Below are 18615 nucleotides of genomic sequence, written 5' to 3' on the forward strand. Positions count from 1 at the left end.
CACATTTAACCGTAGAAAAATGAATCAAACATTCATTTTTTTATCCCTTTTAAAATGGATATTGATGTAAATGTTGTCCTCCATCCATTGTCATGCAAGTTCCATTTATGTACGCAGCTTCATCTGAACATAAATAATAAGCTAGGCCAGCGATTTCTTCTGGCGTACCCAACCTTCCAAGCGGAACACTTTGTATCGTACGTTTAGCCATTTCTTCTGAAATCCATAATTTATCAGCACCGCCCGTACGTTCAATTGGTCCTGGCGCGATAGCGTTAACTCGTATTCCATATTTACGTCCCCACTCAACAGCGAGCGTCTTCGTCATTGCTAATACTCCTGCCTTCGCTGCAGCCGAATGAATCACTCCTGGACCTGCATCCCATGCATATGTTGCTACCATGTTAATGATATTCCCTTTTATACCTTTTTCAATCCAATATTTTCCGACAGCATGACTACAGTAAAACGTACCGTTTAATACAATATTAATGACTGAATTCCAGCCATTCACAGATAAATCTTCTGCTGGACAAATAAAGTTTCCAGCTGCATTATTTATTAAAACATCAATTCTACCAAACTTCTCATCAATCTGTTCAATCATTTTCTGAATGTCATCCGTATTTCTTACATCCATTTGTACAGGTAATACTTGCCCTGGAAATTGTTCAATTTCCAACTTTGTTTCCTCTAGTTTTTCCTTTGTACGTCCTGTAATAACAACTCGTGCCCCTTCTTTTGCAAAACGAGTCGCCATTCCTTTTCCCATTCCACTCGATCCACCTGTTATAATAACTACCTTTTCTTTCACATACATCCCCTCCAAAAAATGAATACACATTCATTTTATCACTTTATTTAATAGAAATCTTTATATTTTTAAACTTTTCTGATATTTTAGCGTAAAGAACTTTCTTTTTATTCATTTTTTTTCGTAATCTATACTACTTTTTATTATGTAAAGTATATTTTAAATAAACTGAAAGGAGATTTGAGTAGCCTATAAATGGAATGAAAACATTGAGGTATACTCATATTTTTATGAAGCACATTACAAGAAGAAATTTTTTAAAAATTGGTATGCGTACTTGTCTCTATTCATTTATAACCAGTAGCATCGGATACTACTATGCTAAATATATAGAGCCCCATTTCATTTCTTTTACACAGCACACATTAAAATCACAACTCATCCCAAAAAGTTTTCATGGTATGAAAATTCTTCAATTCAGCGATTTACATCTCGGATACTATTTCTCGCTTCAACATTTATCTAAAGTTGTTTCTAAAATTAATGCTGTAAATCCAGATATTGTCCTTTTTACCGGAGATCTCATTGATAATTATCAAACGTATACTGACACTCCTTTCGTTGCATCCATTTTAAAAAATATACAAGCCCCCTTTGGTAAATTCGCTATTTATGGTAACCATGATCACGGTGGATATGGAACTGAATACTATGAGCACATCATGCGTGAATCAGGATTTGAGCTATTGCTCAATAGTGAAAAAAGAATTCGTCTAATGGATAATAGCGAAATTTCTATTTTTGGTCTCGATGATATACTACTAGGCAAACCAAAAATAGAGAAAACATTAGAGCATGCACGGCAAAGTACTTATAACATTGTTCTTGTTCACGAACCAGATATCGCGCCCAAAGTTTCTAGATATCCAATCAACTTGCAACTTTCTGGTCATAGTCACGGCGGACAAGTACAAATTCCTTTTTTAGGAGCTATTATTACACCTTCACTCGCCAAAGACTATATTGAAGGCTTCTATACAATTCAGGATTTAACTCTCTATGTCAATCGAGGCCTGGGAAGAACACGTGTCCCATTTCGTTTTATGTCAAAACCTGAAATCACAATTTTCACACTCCAACATTCGTAATAATTCGCCTATTTTCTTACATATCCTTTCTTGTACGCGCTCATCCACGTTTTGTTTACCATATGATAAAAGTGAGTCCAATAAAGGAGGTATGTTCATGTATCCATATTATCAACCAATTCCAGTCCGTTCAGCACCTATTGGTCCAGTAGGCGACTCACGCTTCTTCCCGTTTTTTGGCGTTCCCTTTCTAGCTGGAATTGCTGGTGGATTGCTCGGCGGAGCATTAGCTTTCGGCCCTCGACCATTTTATCCACCTTATCCAACACCTTTCCCGCCGCCAGCACCTTATCCTTGTTACGGTGGACCATGTCAGCAACCATACTATTACTAAGTTAAAATAACGATTCTTTCAAATATTATTCTCTCAACGAGCCATCTCATTACACGCTTATAATAAAACTATTGTTTCTACTCATCCTTCCATTTTTGGAGCATATGAGTAGAAAAAAGTAAAAACCTCTTATTGACATAAGAGGTTTTTACTTTTTTCATTATTCAGCGTCTGTATTTTGATATGCCATCTTAAACAACTTCACTTGGCTATCAATTTCTTCTGTACTACTATTAATAACATAATAGTAATCACCATCTTTATTTTGTTCACGTGTTTTCACATTATCAGCTAATGTAAGCTGTAAAATCGCCTTAATTCGTGCCTTCATTTCAATATCTAATATCGGGAAAGATATTTCCACTCGCTTCTCCATATTTCGCGTCATCAAATCAGCTGAAGATAAATATATTTTCTCCTCCCCATTATGATGGAAATAATAAATACGGCTATGTTCTAAATATCTTCCAACAACACTAACTACACGAATATTTTCACTTACATTTGGAATACCAGGTCGTAGGCAACATGTCCCTCGAACAATGAGCTCTACCTTTACTCCAGCTTGTGATGCTTCGTACATTTTTTTTATTAATGGTTTATCTGTTAATGAATTCATCTTAGCGATAATATATCCATTTCCATATTGCCTATGATAACGGATTTCTTCATCTATTAAATCTATAAATTGCTCTCTTATATCAAATGGAGCAACCGATAAATGATGAAAATGTGGCTTTGTTGTATAACCACTTAAATAATTAAAGAAATTGGTTGCATCAACCCCAAAGTCTTTTCTTGATGTAATATATCCAAAATCAGTATATAACTTCGCTGTTGCATCATTATAGTTTCCAGTTCCGAGATGTACGAACCTTTCGATTTTTCCGTTTTTTCTTCTTACAACTAACGTAATTTTACTATGTGTTTTCAAGTGACTTACACCGTAAATAACATGACAGCCTGCCTGTTCCAATTCTTTAGCCCAATGAACATTGTTTTCTTCATCAAATCTTGCCTTTAATTCAACTAATACTGTCACTTGTTTTCCCTTTTCAGCCGCTATCTTTAACGCCTGAATAATCGGTGAATCACCACTTACACGATATAACGTTTGTTTAATCGCAAGTACATTCGGATCGTCCGCCGCATCACGGACAAAATCAACTACCGGCTGAAATGATTCAAAAGGATGATGTAATAAAATATCATGCTCAATTGCTTTTTCAAATACATCTTCTTCATCACCTAAATCTTGAGGTGGTTGCGGAATAAGAGCCGGATATACAAGATGTTCATATAAAGGAGCTAGTTTTTTATATAAAGAAAACAAACATGTTAAATCTAATGGACCATCCATTATATATACATCTTCATCTTTTACTTCCAGAACCTCATATAATAACGCTAATACTCTTTCATCAATGTGTTCTTTCCCAACTTCTAAACGAACAGCAGCCCCCCACTTACGCTTTTTTAATTCTTTTTCAATTACCTTTAATAAATCTCTCGCACCTTCTTCATGAATCGTTAAATCTGCATTGCGTGTAATACGGAAACGAGTAACAGATGATACTGTATATCCCGTAAATAATTTATGAGTAAAGCTACTAATTACGTCTTCTAATAAAATAAATTTATGCTTTTGCCCTTCGCTCGGTAAAATTATGAAGCGCTCAAGTAATGAAGGAACTTGCACAATTCCTAACTTCGTCCTGTTTTCTTCTTCCGCTTGCTTCTCATCATATAAAAGAGTAGCCAAATTCAAACTTTTGTTTAATAACATTGGAAATGGGCGATATGCATCAATAGCTACAGGAGTTAACACCGGAAAAATTTGCTCATCAAAATACTCTTCTATAAATTCTCGCTGCTCTTTCGTCAAATCATTGAATGTTAAACGTTCAATTCCCTCTAACTCAAGTGCTGGTAATACATAATTTTTAAATGTATCATATTGTACTGTCATTAGTGCATGGGCTTTTATCGCAATTTTATTTAATTGCTTTTTTGGTGTTAAGCCAGCTTTATTTTCTGGCTGATTAAATCCAGCACTCACTTGATCCTTTAATCCCGCTACACGTACCATAAAAAATTCATCTAAATTCGAACTAAAAATACTAATAAATTTCAATCTTTCCAAAAGTGGATTATTTGCATCTTGCGCTTCTTGTAAGACACGTTCATTAAATGCTAACCAACTTAACTCTCGATTATTGTAATAAGCTGTATCATTTAAATTTACTGCATTCCCCTTCAATAATTCCATTCTCTTCACACTTCCCCTTGAAACTTTTTTACTATAATTTACTTACTTTTATTTTAGCAAATTACAATATTATAAAGTGTAATTTTTTTGTAAAGACATCCGTACAACCTAATATTTTAGTTCAAATGACAAGTTAATATTCGTTTTTAATACTCTTTCTAACTGTTTTTTTTGTTTTTCAGCTTGCACTTTTTCCGCTAATGCCGATTGTTCACATAAAGCTTTAAACGTTAATCCTTCTTCGCTTTCTGTTATAGATATGGTATCAATAAGCGATCGTTGCCTTGCATTTAAAGTAGCTGAAAATTGTAAAACAGCTCCTAACAGGCGGATTTTTTTTTGTTCGCTTTTATCAAACCAACCTTCAAATGGAGATAAATGTTGTTTAAATAACATTTTTGATTTATACGATGCAATAAGCGCTAGCCTTACTCGATCTTTATGCATCATGCCATCAATTGTCTTATTCGCTAATAAATAAAACGTATGTAAACGGCTCGCTTCTTCGTCTATATATTTGCCTATATTAAACACTTTCGCTGCTTGATGGAACACTTCCCAGTCTTTTACTGACATAGAAATAAGCCCTATTTCCTCAAGTTGTTTGCAAATTAGTCTTCCATGTTTAATAAGTTGAATAACAAATTCCATGTCCATTTCGTATTCATGTGATAGTAAATGCAGACTTTCTTCAACTACGTTCGGATAATATGAAATCCCCAAATCTTTTGTCAACTCTTCATAGAAAACACCTTCTCTTAACCCTTTTCTACTTAATACAAATGCCGGTGCCTCTATAACATTAACAAGTGTATGAAATACTTCAACCGCTGGAATAATCGTATCTGCTCGATCTTTTGCCAATCCTTCCAATTTCTGAAGTTCTATGAACGACAATCTTTCCAATTCATCTTTTACACTTTCAATATCTTCTTCTTTCATCTTGTATAAATGTAATCCTGCTATAGGATAACATATTAAATTTTGATGGATTTTTACTAAGTTCCTAGCACTACCACCAATTGCAATAAGAGGCAATTTCTTATTGATTAACCATGGTAACGTTCGAAGTTGAAACTCTAAATACTGTTGCATTCCCTCTAACTCATCTTTAGTAGGAATATCACCTTTAATAAATTGTTGCTTTAAAGAAAGTGCCCCAAAAGGAAAACTATGGTACTCTAAAATCTCTCTATTTCTAAAGTATGTAACTTCCGTACTTCCCCCACCAATATCTACCGTTATTCCTTCTGAAAACGATGTAGAATTCATAACCGCCAAGTATCCGTAACGCGCTTCCTCATACTCTGATAATACTCTAAGCGTAAAGTCCGTTTGTCCTTCAACAAGCTTTTTAATTTCCTCTTGATTCTCCGACTGTCTAATTGTTGCTGTTGCAACACAAAGTACATGATGCAACTGATGGAATCTTGTACTTTCTTGAAATTGAAATAATGTCTGTAATAATACTTCTATTCCCTCTTCATTCAACACACCATCAATTAAGTAATTCCTTAACCTAGCAACAACTTTCGTATTTTCAATCTCTTTATAAAAACCTCCATTTTGCTTTTCATAAATAACTAAACGCATTGTATTAGATCCAATATCTATAATGGCATACTGTTGTTTTAATATTTCTTTCAAACTTCTCACTCTTTCATTATCAAATTTCAAAAACATATTCTATTACTATTATACAAAATAGTTGTTTTTTGTAACAATATTGCTTTAATATTGAAAATATATACAATCACTTTTTGCGTATAATAAATACCTATTTTATTTATGGTATAATAATGAAAAATTGAAAGGAGATTCAATATGAAACCTTCACAACCACAATCTCAATTACAAAACCAACATTCTATTAATCGACTAGCTCAATCTATTTTCGTTGTGAATCGTCATGCTAAAGCAGCTACTAATCCTAAATATTTATACTGGTTAAAAAAGACAGCTTTAGAACGTTTGATTGCTGAAAAAAAAGCAATTAAAGAAGGATTACATTTTTCTAGAAACCCACGTTTTAGCCAACAACAATCTGATGTCCTTATACGTTTAGGCGATTATTTTTTCCACATCCCTCCTACGAAAGAAGATTTTCGAATTCTACCGCATCTTGGTCATCTTGAATCCTCCTATCGAAATCCGAAAACAACCTTATCTTTAACAGTGGCAAAAAAAACAATTCAAGATTATATTGGTCCTGAAGCATTAAAACAAGAAAAAAAATTAAGTGAACCTGTTCCATGGTATAGTCGTACTTATACAAAAAAATAAAACAGTTTGGCCAAGTGTAGGCCAAACTGTTTTATTTTTTCTCTTCTTTAATTTTAATATTTGCTTGTTTATAAAAAGCTACTTTTTCTGTATTATAAGACTTTGTGAATTCATTAAATTTATCTTTTTCTGACTCAATATCCTTATAAGATTGATTTACTACTTTTACTTTTTCACTAATATCTTTTAATTTAGTACCTTTATCTTGTAACATTGTATATAACTCTTTTTCTTGTTTTAAAGATTTGTCATAGCTGTCATACATTTTATTAAATGAATCGTGTCGTTTCTCATACGTGCTTTTCACTTTATCAGCTTGATCTTTCAATTTCTTATCTTCAATTTTCTTCACATACTTATCAGCTGACTTCACTTCTTCTTGCGCTTTATTTAAAACTTCTTTTTCTTTTGCAAGCACTTTTTCTCGTTCAGTTGTATTTTTCACTGCTTGATTCAGTTTTTCTTTAACAGTTTGATTATTATCTTTTCCTTCTTGAACAATCTGGTTATATAATTCTTGTCCTTCTTTCTCTAAAGTCTCAAGTTTTTTTGCATCTTCAAACATTGTTTTTTCTTGTTTAGCAGCGTTTTCAAACGCTACATATAATTCTTCTTCTGGTTTCGGACCGAAACAACCGGCTAATAAAATCATTGATAATGCAGTTACAATTGCTAATTTACTATATTTCAACATCTCTTCCTCCTACTTATAAACGACCATCGTGTAATATAAAAAAGTTATAAAATATGTAATTGTTCTATACACTCGCATCTTTTTTACGAAGATCATTAATATTGTTTGTACAAATTATTACTTGATATTACATTATTCTTTTTGAATTATTTAGCAATTCCATATCCATCTTTAAGTATACTACTTCGTGTTTTTTAAGGCCTGTTCACACTATGTATTACTTTAATGTCCACGGAATTTCACCTCAGTCTTAATAAGACTATAATAGTTCACCTGATAAAAGGTGATCGCTCCGCTCTCACGTCTATCATTCCCTTTCCAGCTTTCTATCAATTAATCTCTTTGTTCATTTTACACAGTACAATCGATATCTCGCAACAACTTACAAATATTCTTTTCATTTCCTAAAAAGGAAAAGTGTAGAGCTTGCTTTCCTCTACACTTTTAAAATAAAACACACTGTGCAAATTGCATTGACACTACCATCATAATTATATGCTTATTTCATATATTTTTAAAGACTTTTATTACAAACGTGGCGTTTTTTTGTAATAAAAGTCAAAAAAATGTTACAAATAAAACATCTTCCTATCATATATCTTCAAATCAAAGCTTCACTCATTTTCTTGCAAATTTCTATACTGGTACAATTGATTTTGCGACTTTCTCAACAGTTCTTCAAACGTTTTTCCTTCTACTGGATAGCTAGCTGCTCCAAATAAAAGAGTGACACTGAGTAAATCACCTTCTATTTCACTTTCAATATTTTTCATTAATCGTTTTGTTATTGTTGATGTTTCATGACCATTATCAATTGCTACAATAACGTACTTATTTTCATCCCACTTTGTAACAACATCGCCCTTCCGAATTGTCTTTACAATTGTACTCTCTAATTTTTGTACTAACACTCCCAACTTTTTTTCTTGCAACGTGTCTTTTAATCCTTCCCATTCTTTTACAGAAAGAATGTACACTGTAATATTACGAGAATCTCTTTCAGATAAAGCAGCTACTTTCCCAAAAAAATCAACAACAAAATCATTGCTTGCCATTCCTCCTACTTCCATACCCATACGCTCATTCGCTCTTTTATCGTACCAATGTCCAAAATAATAACTTAGTATCATTTGCAATATATAAATAATAAAGACGGTATAAAATGATCGTGAATCCAGTTTTGCAATTACATCCTGAAGTGCAATCCATTCTGTAACTGCCACAGTATTGCCAAGCAATAATCCACTAATTTTCCCTTTATGTTTCATACTTTTCCCCCTTTTATACCAATATATGTTTCTATATCAATAATGTTTTTCTACAAAATAAAAAATGTACATATGCAATGTACATTTCTGCTTAAGCTTGTATACCTTTTCTACTCTATTTCATATATATAATATATAACTTTTATAGAAAGGAGTAATCTATATGCTACAAAAAGAGAATCTATCAGATGCTATGCGTTTACTAGCTGGTTTTCTATTATCATTAAAATTATTATTTACCTCTTTCGGCATACACTTTATTACAAACGATCAAATCGACGCTATTGTTAATGTTGTTTCATTTTTATTTATTCTATACTTTGGCTACAAAAATAACTATGTAGGAAAAAAAGGAATGGAGCAAAAAAAAATACTCAAAAAACACAACCTTCACTAAAAAAGGAACCTTTTGTACAGGTTCCTTTTTATCATTGACGCACAACAACTTCATTTGTTTGCAGTGGGCCATATGATATCTCTTTATCTTGAAATGTATATGTAGCCTGAAAGAATGTTTGTTTAAGAGCTTTATCTTTATTAGCTTTTATTTTACAACGTAGTTCCACCTTCTCATTCGGTAACAATTCATCAATTCGCCATCTAACAAGCTGGAATAAAAACTCACTTATCCCCCTATCAACTTTTAAAGAATTAGGAATATAAGCAAAGTAATCTCGAATCATATGACTTACAACGACTCTCGAAATCATTTCTACCCCTTTATTTTCCACTTCAATTCGCATAATAAGTATGTCGTTTACATCGTAGGTCAATTCATACGAAAATTGTTCTGTATACATACTACCAATTTGTAATGTAACGGCTACTTGAGGAAATTCGTTTTCCTTTTTAGATCCGTCAATCCACAATACTGGTTGTAGCGGTATTGAATACTTTCCTGTATCCGAAATTCGTCCCCATATTTTCATAATATATATTCACCTCATTTCAGATGTAACATACACACAATGAATTCCCCAAATTACTAAAGCTTGCTACAAGCAACCTTTAATATTTCTCTTCCTTTTATCCTATTCGACAATATGAAGAAAAAACCATTTTTCATCTATTAACAGAAGGTGTTCTTTATGAAATTTTTTTACAATTTACTTCATTTCCTTTATAGCAATATTCAGTATGGCTCACTCGTTCTCTACTCATACGAAAGAATATTTTGACGGAAGAAAAAGTTTGCCTTATAGTCAAATTTGACTATAATATTCTTTATGGCATATCAGTGCACTTATGGAAAAGAAATTAAAATCAACTATACATTAAAATTTTTTATCCACTGCACTCAAAACTTAATATAGTTTACTTATTTCTAAAGGAGGGTTATATTTGGAAACTCAACCATTAAAAAAAGACGCCAACAAGACAAAATTTGTTGTTGCTGGTTTACTGCTTGGTATATTAATGGCCGCAATGGATAATACAATCGTTGCAACCGCAATGGCAACAATCGTTGGAGACCTAGGAGGATTTGATAAGTTTGTTTGGGTCACATCAGCTTATATGGTAGCAACAATGGCAGGGATGCCTATCTTCGGGAAACTTTCTGATATGTACGGGCGGAAACGTTTTTATATTGGGGGCCTCATTCTTTTCTTATTCGGTTCTGCGCTCTGCGGAACAGCTTCAAGTATTGAGCAATTAAGTATTTATAGAGCTATTCAAGGTATCGGTGGTGGTGCCCTTATGCCTATCGCCTTCACAATTATGTATGATATCTTCCCACCAGAAAAACGCGGGAAGATGACAGGGCTATTTGGTGCTGTTTTCGGGACATCTAGTGTATTCGGTCCTTTATTAGGTGCTTATATTACTGACTACATAAGTTGGCATTGGGTCTTCTATATTAATATTCCATTAGGACTTATCTCCTTTTTCTTCATTACTAAATACTACAGTGAGTCTCTAGAATTTAGAAAACAAAAAATTGATTGGGCTGGTGCTATTACACTTGTCATAAGTATCGTTTGCTTAATGTTCGCATTAGAACTTGGTGGTAAAGAATATGCCTGGAATTCCACTGTAATTATTGGCTTATTTACAACAGTATTTATTACACTTATTATTTTCTTCTTTGTAGAACGAAAAGCAACCGAGCCTATTATTTCGTTCCATCTATTTAAAAAACCTTTATTCGCAGCTAGCCAAGGAGTTGCCTTTTTCTATGGTGCCGCTTTTATTATCTGTACAGTTTATATTCCAATCTTCATTCAAGGCGTTCTTGGAGGTTCCGCCTCTAATGCTGGATTAATTTTAACACCAATGATGGTTGGTTCTGTAATTGGAAGTCAAACAGGAGGACAATTAGCTTCTCGAACAAGCTATCGTAACATTATGATGGTATCTGGTGTCTTCTTCGTTCTTGGTATTTATTTATTAAGTACTTTAACAATGGACACACCTCGTTTACTCGTAACACTATTTATGATTCTCGCTGGGCTTGGTGTTGGCTTCTCATTCTCAGTATTAAGTATGTCCTCTATTCACAAGTTGGAAATGCGGGACCGTGGTTCGGCGACATCAACAAACTCATTCTTCCGATCACTCGGTATGACTCTTGGTGTAACGATTTTCGGTACAATTCAAAATCATATTTTTACAGATAAACTAAACTCTGTATTCCCACCTGAACTAGCAAAGTTAGCTCCAAAAGGCGGAGACACAAGTTTCTTATTATCACCAGGCGCTACCGCAAAAATTCCTGCTGAAGTATTAGCGGGTATTAAAGAAGCTCTCGCTACATCTATTGCGAATACATTCTTCTGGGCACTCATCCCGGCTGTACTAAGTATTATTTGTATTTTACTTATGGGAAATGAACGCCTCTTTACAGGCCCTAAAAAGAAAGAAAAACAAAAGCAAGTTAGTTAATATAAAAAAGAAGCGGCATATTCCTTTATGAAAAAGGATATGCCGTTTATAATATGTATAAAGTGAAACTTTAATCAGTGGGGGGTGTTCATCCCCCACTGATTATTAGCCCTCACCAATCGGGCTTTTACGGGCAGTTAATCCCCACCTAACTTCTTTGCTTCCGCTGAATTTTTGGGTGGGGATCTTACTGGATAAAGTTTTTATATACAGGAGTTGAGACAGCATGAGCATGAAATTAGTCATTCTCGGCTTGCTACTCGAAGGAGATAAACATCCATATGAAGTGCAGCATATTATGAAAGAACGACAAATGGATTGTTACATTAAATATGCTAAAGGATCACTTTATTACGCCTTCGAGCAATTAGAAAAGCAAGGCGCAATTCATATTACAAATGTAATTAGAGACACAAATCGACCTGACAAAACGATTTTTCATATAACAGAAGAAGGCAAAAAACTATTCCACACTTTACTATTAAAACAATTCGAAGCCAAAAACCAAATATATAAACCTATTTATTCAGCCTTATCTTTCGCTCACTTTAGCAATGATCACGAATTAGTTCCTATTTTAGAAAAAAAGAAAAACGATACTCTTCAATATTTACATACTATGCAAACGATATATGATTGTAATAAAGGAAAGGTTCCACGTGCACAACTATATATTTTGCAAAGTGTAATTGAGCATATTACAGTTGAATTACAATGGCTAAACACTCTCCTTAAAGATGCTATAGCAGGCCGACTTTCAGAAGTTGCTATAGATGAAAATTGAGCTATGAAAGAAGACATCCCTACTTCTTTCATAGCTCAATTTCTCTTTTTATACTGTACTATTATTAATTACTTCAGAATAAAAATTCAGAATAATAAGAAATAAAAAACTTTAGAATTTTCTTATTTCAAAACAGTAGACAAAATTCCAAAAATTGTGTTAGAATTTGTTTCAATATCATATCGCTTGTTAAATTCCTTTCAAAAGGAAAATAGGTACACGAAAGTTTCGTTTCGTGTTTAAAAGGGAAGCTTGGTGAAACTCCAACACGGTCCCGCCACTGTAAATGCTGAGATTTCTTTTTAGTACCACTGTGAAAACGGGAAGGTGAAAGAAATTATATGAAGCATAAGTCAGGAGACCTGCCTGTTTTAACAACACTGATAGATTCACGGATGATGATGAGGTGTTAAAACAAAAAGGAAGGCTTATTTTCTATGTCTTTGTACTTTTTGTTATAGGTATTTCCTAGTAAACGGAAATGCTTACTTTCAATTAGGGAGGAATTTAAAATGGCAATTCAAACAAGTAACTTAGGTTATCCACGTATCGGACTACAACGAGAGTGGAAAAAAACATTGGAAGCATTTTGGTCCAATAAAATCGATGAAGAACAATTTTTAACAACAATGAAAGAAATTCGCCTTCAACACGTAAAAGTACAGCAAGAAAAAGGGATTGAACTCATTCCAATTGGCGACTTTACATATTATGATCACGTTTTGGATACTGCCTATATGCTAGGATTTATTCCATCACGCTTTTCTGAGTTTACATCTTACCTTGATGTATATTTCGCAATGGCGCGTGGCTCTAAAGATCACGTAGCTTCCGAAATGACAAAATGGTTTAACACAAACTATCACTATATCGTTCCTGAATATGAAGAGGGATTACAAATCTCTTTAAAAGATAATCGTCCACTTCGCTTATACGAAGAGGCAAAACAAGAATTAGGAGTAGATGGAAAGCCTGTTATTTTAGGACCATATACTTTCTTAAAATTAGCTAAAGGCTATACACAACAACAATTTCCCACCATTTTAAAACAGTTAGTTGCACCTTACGTACAACTGCTTTCAGAACTACATGCAGCTGGGGCACAAGCCATTCAAGTTGATGAACCGATTTTCGCTTCTTTAACGAAAGAAGAAGTTCAACAAGCAAAAGAAATTTATGAAGCTATTCGTAAAGAAGTTCCAAATGCGACTCTTCTTTTACAAACATATTTTGATAGCGTAGAAGAAAACTATGAAGAAATTATTACATTCCCGGTATCCGGTATTGGATTAGATTTCATTCATGGTAAAGAAGGTAATTTAAATGCTATTTCAAAATATGGATTCCCAGCTGATAAAACTTTAGCTGTCGGTTGTATAGACGGCCGTAACATTTGGAGAGCTGACCTTGATGAAGTACTTGCGTTATTTACAACGTTACAAAAACAAGTCCAAACGAAAGATATCATCGTTCAACCTTCTTGTAGCTTATTGCATACACCAATCGATAAAACAGAAGAAACTCACTTATCGACTGAGCTGTTTGATGCGTTAGCATTTGCAAATCAAAAATTAGAAGAGCTAGTTCTTATTCATTCCGCTCTCACTCAAGGTACAGAAAGCATTAATAATGAGCTGGAAACATATCGAAACGTACATCATACAATTCGGTCATCTGCTGCTCGTAACCGAGAAGATGTCAAAGCAGCACGAACAGCACTAAAAGAAGAAGATTTTTCACGCCCTCTTCCATTTGAAAAACGATACGAATTACAACAAGTTGCCCTGGAGTTACCGCTATTACCAACAACGACCATTGGTAGCTTCCCGCAAACAACTGAAGTTCGTCAAACGCGAAAAGAATGGCGTAACGGTGTTATCTCAAATGAACAATACGAACAATTTATTGAAAAAGAGACAGAAAAGTGGATTCGTTACCAAGAAGAAATTGGGCTTGATGTACTTGTACATGGTGAATTTGAAAGAACTGACATGGTCGAATATTTTGGTGAGCGCCTTGCTGGTTTCTCATTCACTAAAAACGGTTGGGTACAATCTTACGGTTCCCGCTGCGTAAAACCACCTGTTATTTATGGTGATGTAGCCTTTATTAACGGCATGACTATTAAGGAAACAGTTTATGCACAAAGCTTAACAGAGAAAGTTGTAAAAGGAATGTTAACCGGACCTGTTACAATTTTAAATTGGTCCTTCGTTCGAAATGATATTCCAAGAAAAGAAGTTTCGTATCAAATTGCACTAGCTCTTCGTCACGAAATTGAACTACTTGAATCTTCCGGAATTAGAGTAATCCAAGTCGATGAGCCCGCACTTCGTGAAGGAATGCCACTAAAAGAAAAAGATTGGGATGCTTATATTACATGGGCAGTACAATCCTTCCTTTTAGCAACTTCTTCTGTAGCAAATGAAACACAAATTCATACTCATATGTGTTACAGTAACTTCGAAGATATTGTTGACGCGATTCGCGCATTAGATGCAGATGTAATTTCTATCGAAACATCAAGAAGTCACGGAGAATTTATTGATACTTTAAAACATACAACATATGAAAAAGGCATCGGCCTAGGTGTATATGATATTCATAGCCCACGTGTACCGAGTAAAGATGAAATGTATAAAATCGTAGAACAATCTTTAGAAGTATGTGATCCTAAATATTTCTGGATTAATCCTGATTGTGGTTTAAAAACGAGAAGAACAGAAGAAGTTATTCCAGCTTTAGAACATATGGTGCAAGCAGCGAAAGATGCTCGTTCCCTTTTAAAAACAAACGCATAACAAAAATGGGTTATCCTTTTCTCAGGATAACCCATTTTTTATTCTTTACTTTCAAAAAAGAATTCGTATTGTATTTTATATAATTCATCATCCGTTGGCTCTTCAAGAGGAATTGCTTGTAAGACAACTGTATACTCACCATTTGGAATAGGTATTTGAAATTTATTAGAAAGAATACTCGTTATAACGATACTTTCATTTTCAACTGTAAAAGGAACCGTAATCGTTCTAACTACTTCTTCTTTTTCAATATGTTTCCCTGGGGTCACTTTCACTTCACAAGTATAATCTGAAAGTGCTTCAAAAATAACAGTTCCATCTGCCTTAGCATAACCTCTTTCAAAATCTTCATCAGTCCAGTCTACATAAGGCTGCTCACCGTCATAGTTCATCAACATTAATTGCGAATAAGAAATCGTTAACTCCATAGTTCCCCTTCTCCTTCATTATGAAATGTACAACTACTACTTCACTTCAAATTTTACTCGCGTACCATCTGGATATTTATCTAACTTATTCCCTACCCAAGAGCCTGCTCCGCGGTTATCCGCCGGACTTATATATTCAATATGTGCTCCTTTTCCGCCTTCCTTGCACATCGCCATTGGCCATTCATCACGATCATACCCTTTTTTTGATGGATATGGTGCTAACGACAATTTCCTTCTATCTGCAGCACCACCACGATCGATTGTACAAACTTCTGAATGCCCTTCTTTTATAGCATCCGTAATATGTTTTCCGGTCTCTGGATAACGTTCTTTCGGAAATTCTAACACTTGATCATACGTATTTGTTTTCTTTACACTTGTTTCCTCTGGCACAAGTACTTCATAAACTGCCACTAAAATAGACAGAATTGCGATAATTGAAATGATAATACCTTTTAATTGCTTCATGTATACCTCCATGTTTCTACCAGTTTCTTTTCCTCCGTTATTATAACAAACTTCTCCTGTATATGTTTTCAGACATTATTTTAGTTATTCCTTGCCATTCCGCCAAAAATTTTCATTTTTTCACTAATGCTGTAGAAAACTAATAGCCTTCCGACATTCTTTTTCAAAGGAAGTCCTCATAAAAGATTGAAATGATATATACGATACTTTTTGGGGAGGAAATATGATGGAAGCTACCTATAAAACGAAAGATGTCACGAATAAAACAGGCATCCCAAAACATATAGTTCGCAAATATAGTCAGCTGTTAGAGGAACATGGTTATATGATTTCCAAAACAGCTGATGCTCGTATTTATAAACTTGATGATTTAAAACTATTGAAATCTATACACGAAAGAGCTGCTACATTACAAGAAGATATTTCAGAAACGATACCGATTATTTTAAAAGAAAAAGAGGCCCCGCCTGTACCAGTTATACAAGATAAGCAAGAGATACAAACGAAAGAAAAAGAAGATGGGCGTAACTTTGAAGAGTTCATGTTAAAACTTGAAATGCTAGCTCAATTAAATGAAGCAATTATTCATCAAAATTCTACTCTAATTACACAAAATCGTTTAAAGGATGAGAAACTAGACGAATTGATGCAACAAGTTTATGTAAAAGAAGGCTCTCAAGAAAAAATGCTTCAAGAGTTAGTCGATCACGCCGCTCAAACCGATGCACTGCAAAAAGAAAAGATGGACTTATTAATGAATCATATGTATAAACGAGAATCCAAACAGGAAGAAAAAATGAATAAACTTGTTAGTCAAATTTATAACAAGGACAGTAACCGTGATGCACAGCTTATGCAAGTTATTCGAGAAATTCAAGAAACAAAAAGAATGGTTGCTGCCTCAAAAGAGCAAAGCTTCTTTCAATCATTTAAAAGTTTATTTAGCCGAGCAAAACAAGAAAAAACAAATGAATAAACAATATAAAATAAAAAGTTACCTTCCATCGGTAACTTTTATTCCTTATTTTGTACAGCTGGTAATATAATAATTGCTTCAGTGCCTTTTCCACTTTCACTCTTATATTCCAATGTACCATTATGCGCTTGTAAAATACTAAATGTTACCATAAGCCCTAATCCTGTCCCTTTTTCTTTTAAAGAATAATATGGTTGCCCAAGCCTTGCTAACTGTTCTTTCGTCATACCAACACCACTATCTTTAACTCTTATTATGATTGTTTCGTCTTTTTGAATAGCTGTTACTTTTAAATATCCTTTATTTCCTTGAATTGCTTCAATACCATTTTTAACAACATTCATAATAGCTTGCTTCAATTTTGTCTTATCACCAATCGTATAAAGACTTTCTGAAATTTCAACTTGTAAATACACACCTTGCATCGCTGCAAATGACGACATGAGAGTGGTCATTTCTATTAATTGGGCTGATAAACAAATGTGTTCTTTTTTCTCAATTTGCGGCCTTGCTAAATTTAAGTAATCTGAAATAATTTGTTCCGCCCGATCCAATTCAGCTAATACGAGACTCATATAATCCTTATTCTTCACATCTTCCGTACTTTCTAGTAATTGGATAAACCCACGAACAACAGTTAGTGGATTTCGAACTTCATGTGCCACACTTGCTGCTAACTCACTTACAATATTAAGCTTTTCTGATTTTTGCATCTCTGTACGTAGCAATGCATTTTCATTTAAATATTCAGTTAAATACACCTGAAATACCATTGTCATGACCATGATAAGCGAGGCAAATATAAATCCGCTATATATTTGCGAAATATACGGTGTAAATCCTGTTTCCAAAAGAACATTAATCATGCCTAATACTAAAGAAACAAGCACATAAAATGATGAAATCATAAATGCTAAAATTAATTTCTTATCCCTTGAAAAAAGAGACCATTTCTTTGATAAAAATAGCGGAACTATCAATAGAAATATTACTTCTACAACCGGAAGAAAGCTCATTCCCTTTAGTAACCATTCATATGCAACAAAAATAACCGCTGGGATTAAACCAACAATCCCACCATATAAAAACCCACTGACTATTGGAATTGGGTGAAAGTTATACCCGCACACATTGCCAAAACAAATAGAATATGTCATGGAGAGAACGAGCGTAACGCTAGATAAAAACATAATAAAGTAACGATTTGGCTTCGGAGGCATTTCTTGATAGCGATTTAAACGAATCGCTTCATATAAAAATAGTGGCAAAATTATGATGGCAATTTGAATCAACAAATCACGGATAAGCTCCATAACCTCTCATCCCCTATATGTATTTTGATATGATTATATCATTTTATAGGTGTATTTGTTTTAAAATTTTGATTTTTCTTAACATATTTGTTAATTCTTTGTTAACAACTCATAATAATTGTTACAGATTTTCGAAATGATTGTAAACCCTGTACCAAATTTCCCTCGTGCAGTATACAATGAATACGGATTACAAAGAAAATATAAAA

At 33.8% G+C, this 18615-nt stretch carries 17 protein-coding genes and 1 riboswitch; of the genes, 8 read left to right on the forward strand and 9 right to left on the reverse strand.

The features are described 5' to 3' along the window. Positions 1-49 precede the first annotated feature (49 nt). Positions 50-814, reverse strand: coding sequence for a 2,4-dienoyl-CoA reductase (gene fadH / locus NST86_RS20275; protein ID WP_000660913.1), 765 nt, complete (start codon positions 812-814; stop codon positions 50-52). 230 nt (positions 815-1044) lie between these two features. On the opposite strand from fadH, the gene NST86_RS20280 reads away from it, so the two are divergent. Together NST86_RS20280 and NST86_RS20285 are read left to right on the forward strand one after the other, a co-directional pair. Then, complete coding sequence (locus NST86_RS20280) at positions 1045-1902, forward strand: metallophosphoesterase (RefSeq protein ID WP_030027732.1); 858 nt, start codon at positions 1045-1047, stop codon at positions 1900-1902. Between the two features lie 97 nt (positions 1903-1999). Beyond that, positions 2000-2236, forward strand: coding sequence for a hypothetical protein (locus tag NST86_RS20285; RefSeq protein ID WP_000283741.1), 237 nt, complete (start codon positions 2000-2002; stop codon positions 2234-2236). Positions 2237-2396: 160 nt separating this feature from the next. Here NST86_RS20285 and NST86_RS20290 read toward each other — a convergent pair whose 3' ends face one another. Next, positions 2397-4505 (reverse strand): polyphosphate kinase, encoded by a 2109-nt coding sequence (locus NST86_RS20290; protein WP_000421677.1) that lies wholly within the window; start codon positions 4503-4505, stop codon positions 2397-2399. 108 nt (positions 4506-4613) lie between these two features. Beyond that, the gene (locus NST86_RS20295; RefSeq protein ID WP_002000750.1) at positions 4614-6188 is read right to left on the reverse strand and encodes a Ppx/GppA family phosphatase; all 1575 of its coding nucleotides are present in this window, start codon (positions 6186-6188) and stop codon (positions 4614-4616) included. Between the two features lie 141 nt (positions 6189-6329). Between NST86_RS20295 and NST86_RS20300 the strand changes: the two genes are divergently transcribed. Further along, complete coding sequence (locus NST86_RS20300; protein WP_000804862.1) at positions 6330-6788, forward strand: YkyB family protein; 459 nt, start codon at positions 6330-6332, stop codon at positions 6786-6788. A 31-nt stretch (positions 6789-6819) separates the two neighbouring features. On the opposite strand, the gene NST86_RS20305 is transcribed toward NST86_RS20300, so the two are convergent. Continuing rightward, a complete protein-coding gene (locus NST86_RS20305; protein WP_000922482.1) occupies positions 6820-7482 on the reverse strand; it encodes a YkyA family protein in 663 nt (220 codons plus the stop codon). Between the two features lie 614 nt (positions 7483-8096). After that, positions 8097-8750 carry a diguanylate cyclase domain-containing protein gene (locus tag NST86_RS20310; protein ID WP_000680811.1) on the reverse strand — a complete coding sequence of 218 codons (654 nt, stop codon included), beginning with the start codon at positions 8748-8750 and terminating at the stop codon, positions 8097-8099. A gap of 163 nt (positions 8751-8913) precedes the next feature. On the opposite strand from NST86_RS20310, the gene NST86_RS20315 reads away from it, so the two are divergent. After that, positions 8914-9147: an SPP1 phage holin family protein gene (locus NST86_RS20315; RefSeq protein ID WP_000939448.1), complete on the forward strand. Its 234-nt coding sequence runs from the start codon at positions 8914-8916 to the stop codon at positions 9145-9147. A gap of 31 nt (positions 9148-9178) precedes the next feature. Here NST86_RS20315 and NST86_RS20320 read toward each other — a convergent pair whose 3' ends face one another. Continuing rightward, positions 9179-9679, reverse strand: coding sequence for a hypothetical protein (locus tag NST86_RS20320; protein WP_000708122.1), 501 nt, complete (start codon positions 9677-9679; stop codon positions 9179-9181). A 412-nt stretch (positions 9680-10091) separates the two neighbouring features. Between NST86_RS20320 and NST86_RS20325 the strand changes: the two genes are divergently transcribed. From NST86_RS20325 to metE, 3 genes are all read left to right on the forward strand, one after another. Continuing rightward, a complete protein-coding gene (locus NST86_RS20325) occupies positions 10092-11633 on the forward strand; it encodes an MDR family MFS transporter (RefSeq protein WP_000449899.1) in 1542 nt (513 codons plus the stop codon). Positions 11634-11859: 226 nt separating this feature from the next. Further along, positions 11860-12417, forward strand: coding sequence for a PadR family transcriptional regulator (locus NST86_RS20330; protein ID WP_000062063.1), 558 nt, complete (start codon positions 11860-11862; stop codon positions 12415-12417). A 196-nt stretch (positions 12418-12613) separates the two neighbouring features. After that, a riboswitch (cobalamin riboswitch) is annotated at positions 12614-12801 on the forward strand. Positions 12802-12929: 128 nt separating this feature from the next. Continuing rightward, complete coding sequence (metE, locus tag NST86_RS20335) at positions 12930-15218, forward strand: 5-methyltetrahydropteroyltriglutamate--homocysteine S-methyltransferase (RefSeq protein ID WP_001007614.1); 2289 nt, start codon at positions 12930-12932, stop codon at positions 15216-15218. A 38-nt stretch (positions 15219-15256) separates the two neighbouring features. Here metE and comJ read toward each other — a convergent pair whose 3' ends face one another. Together comJ and nucA are read right to left on the reverse strand one after the other, a co-directional pair. Then, positions 15257-15646 (reverse strand): competence protein ComJ, encoded by a 390-nt coding sequence (comJ, locus tag NST86_RS20340; RefSeq protein ID WP_000424030.1) that lies wholly within the window; start codon positions 15644-15646, stop codon positions 15257-15259. Between the two features lie 36 nt (positions 15647-15682). Next, positions 15683-16117, reverse strand: coding sequence for a DNA-entry nuclease (gene nucA, locus NST86_RS20345; protein WP_000811494.1), 435 nt, complete (start codon positions 16115-16117; stop codon positions 15683-15685). Between the two features lie 226 nt (positions 16118-16343). Here nucA and NST86_RS20350 point away from each other — a divergent pair, with 226 nt between their 5' ends. After that, a complete protein-coding gene (locus tag NST86_RS20350) occupies positions 16344-17093 on the forward strand; it encodes a DUF3967 domain-containing protein (protein ID WP_000388471.1) in 750 nt (249 codons plus the stop codon). 38 nt (positions 17094-17131) lie between these two features. On the opposite strand, the gene kinB is transcribed toward NST86_RS20350, so the two are convergent. Continuing rightward, the gene (gene kinB, locus NST86_RS20355; RefSeq protein ID WP_016118571.1) at positions 17132-18406 is read right to left on the reverse strand and encodes a sporulation sensor histidine kinase KinB; all 1275 of its coding nucleotides are present in this window, start codon (positions 18404-18406) and stop codon (positions 17132-17134) included. Positions 18407-18615: the final 209 nt, after the last annotated feature.

Origin of the sequence: Bacillus sp. FSL L8-0199, from assembly GCF_038005705.1 — a bacterium.
GTDB classification, from domain to species: domain Bacteria; phylum Bacillota; class Bacilli; order Bacillales; family Bacillaceae_G; genus Bacillus_A; species Bacillus_A cereus.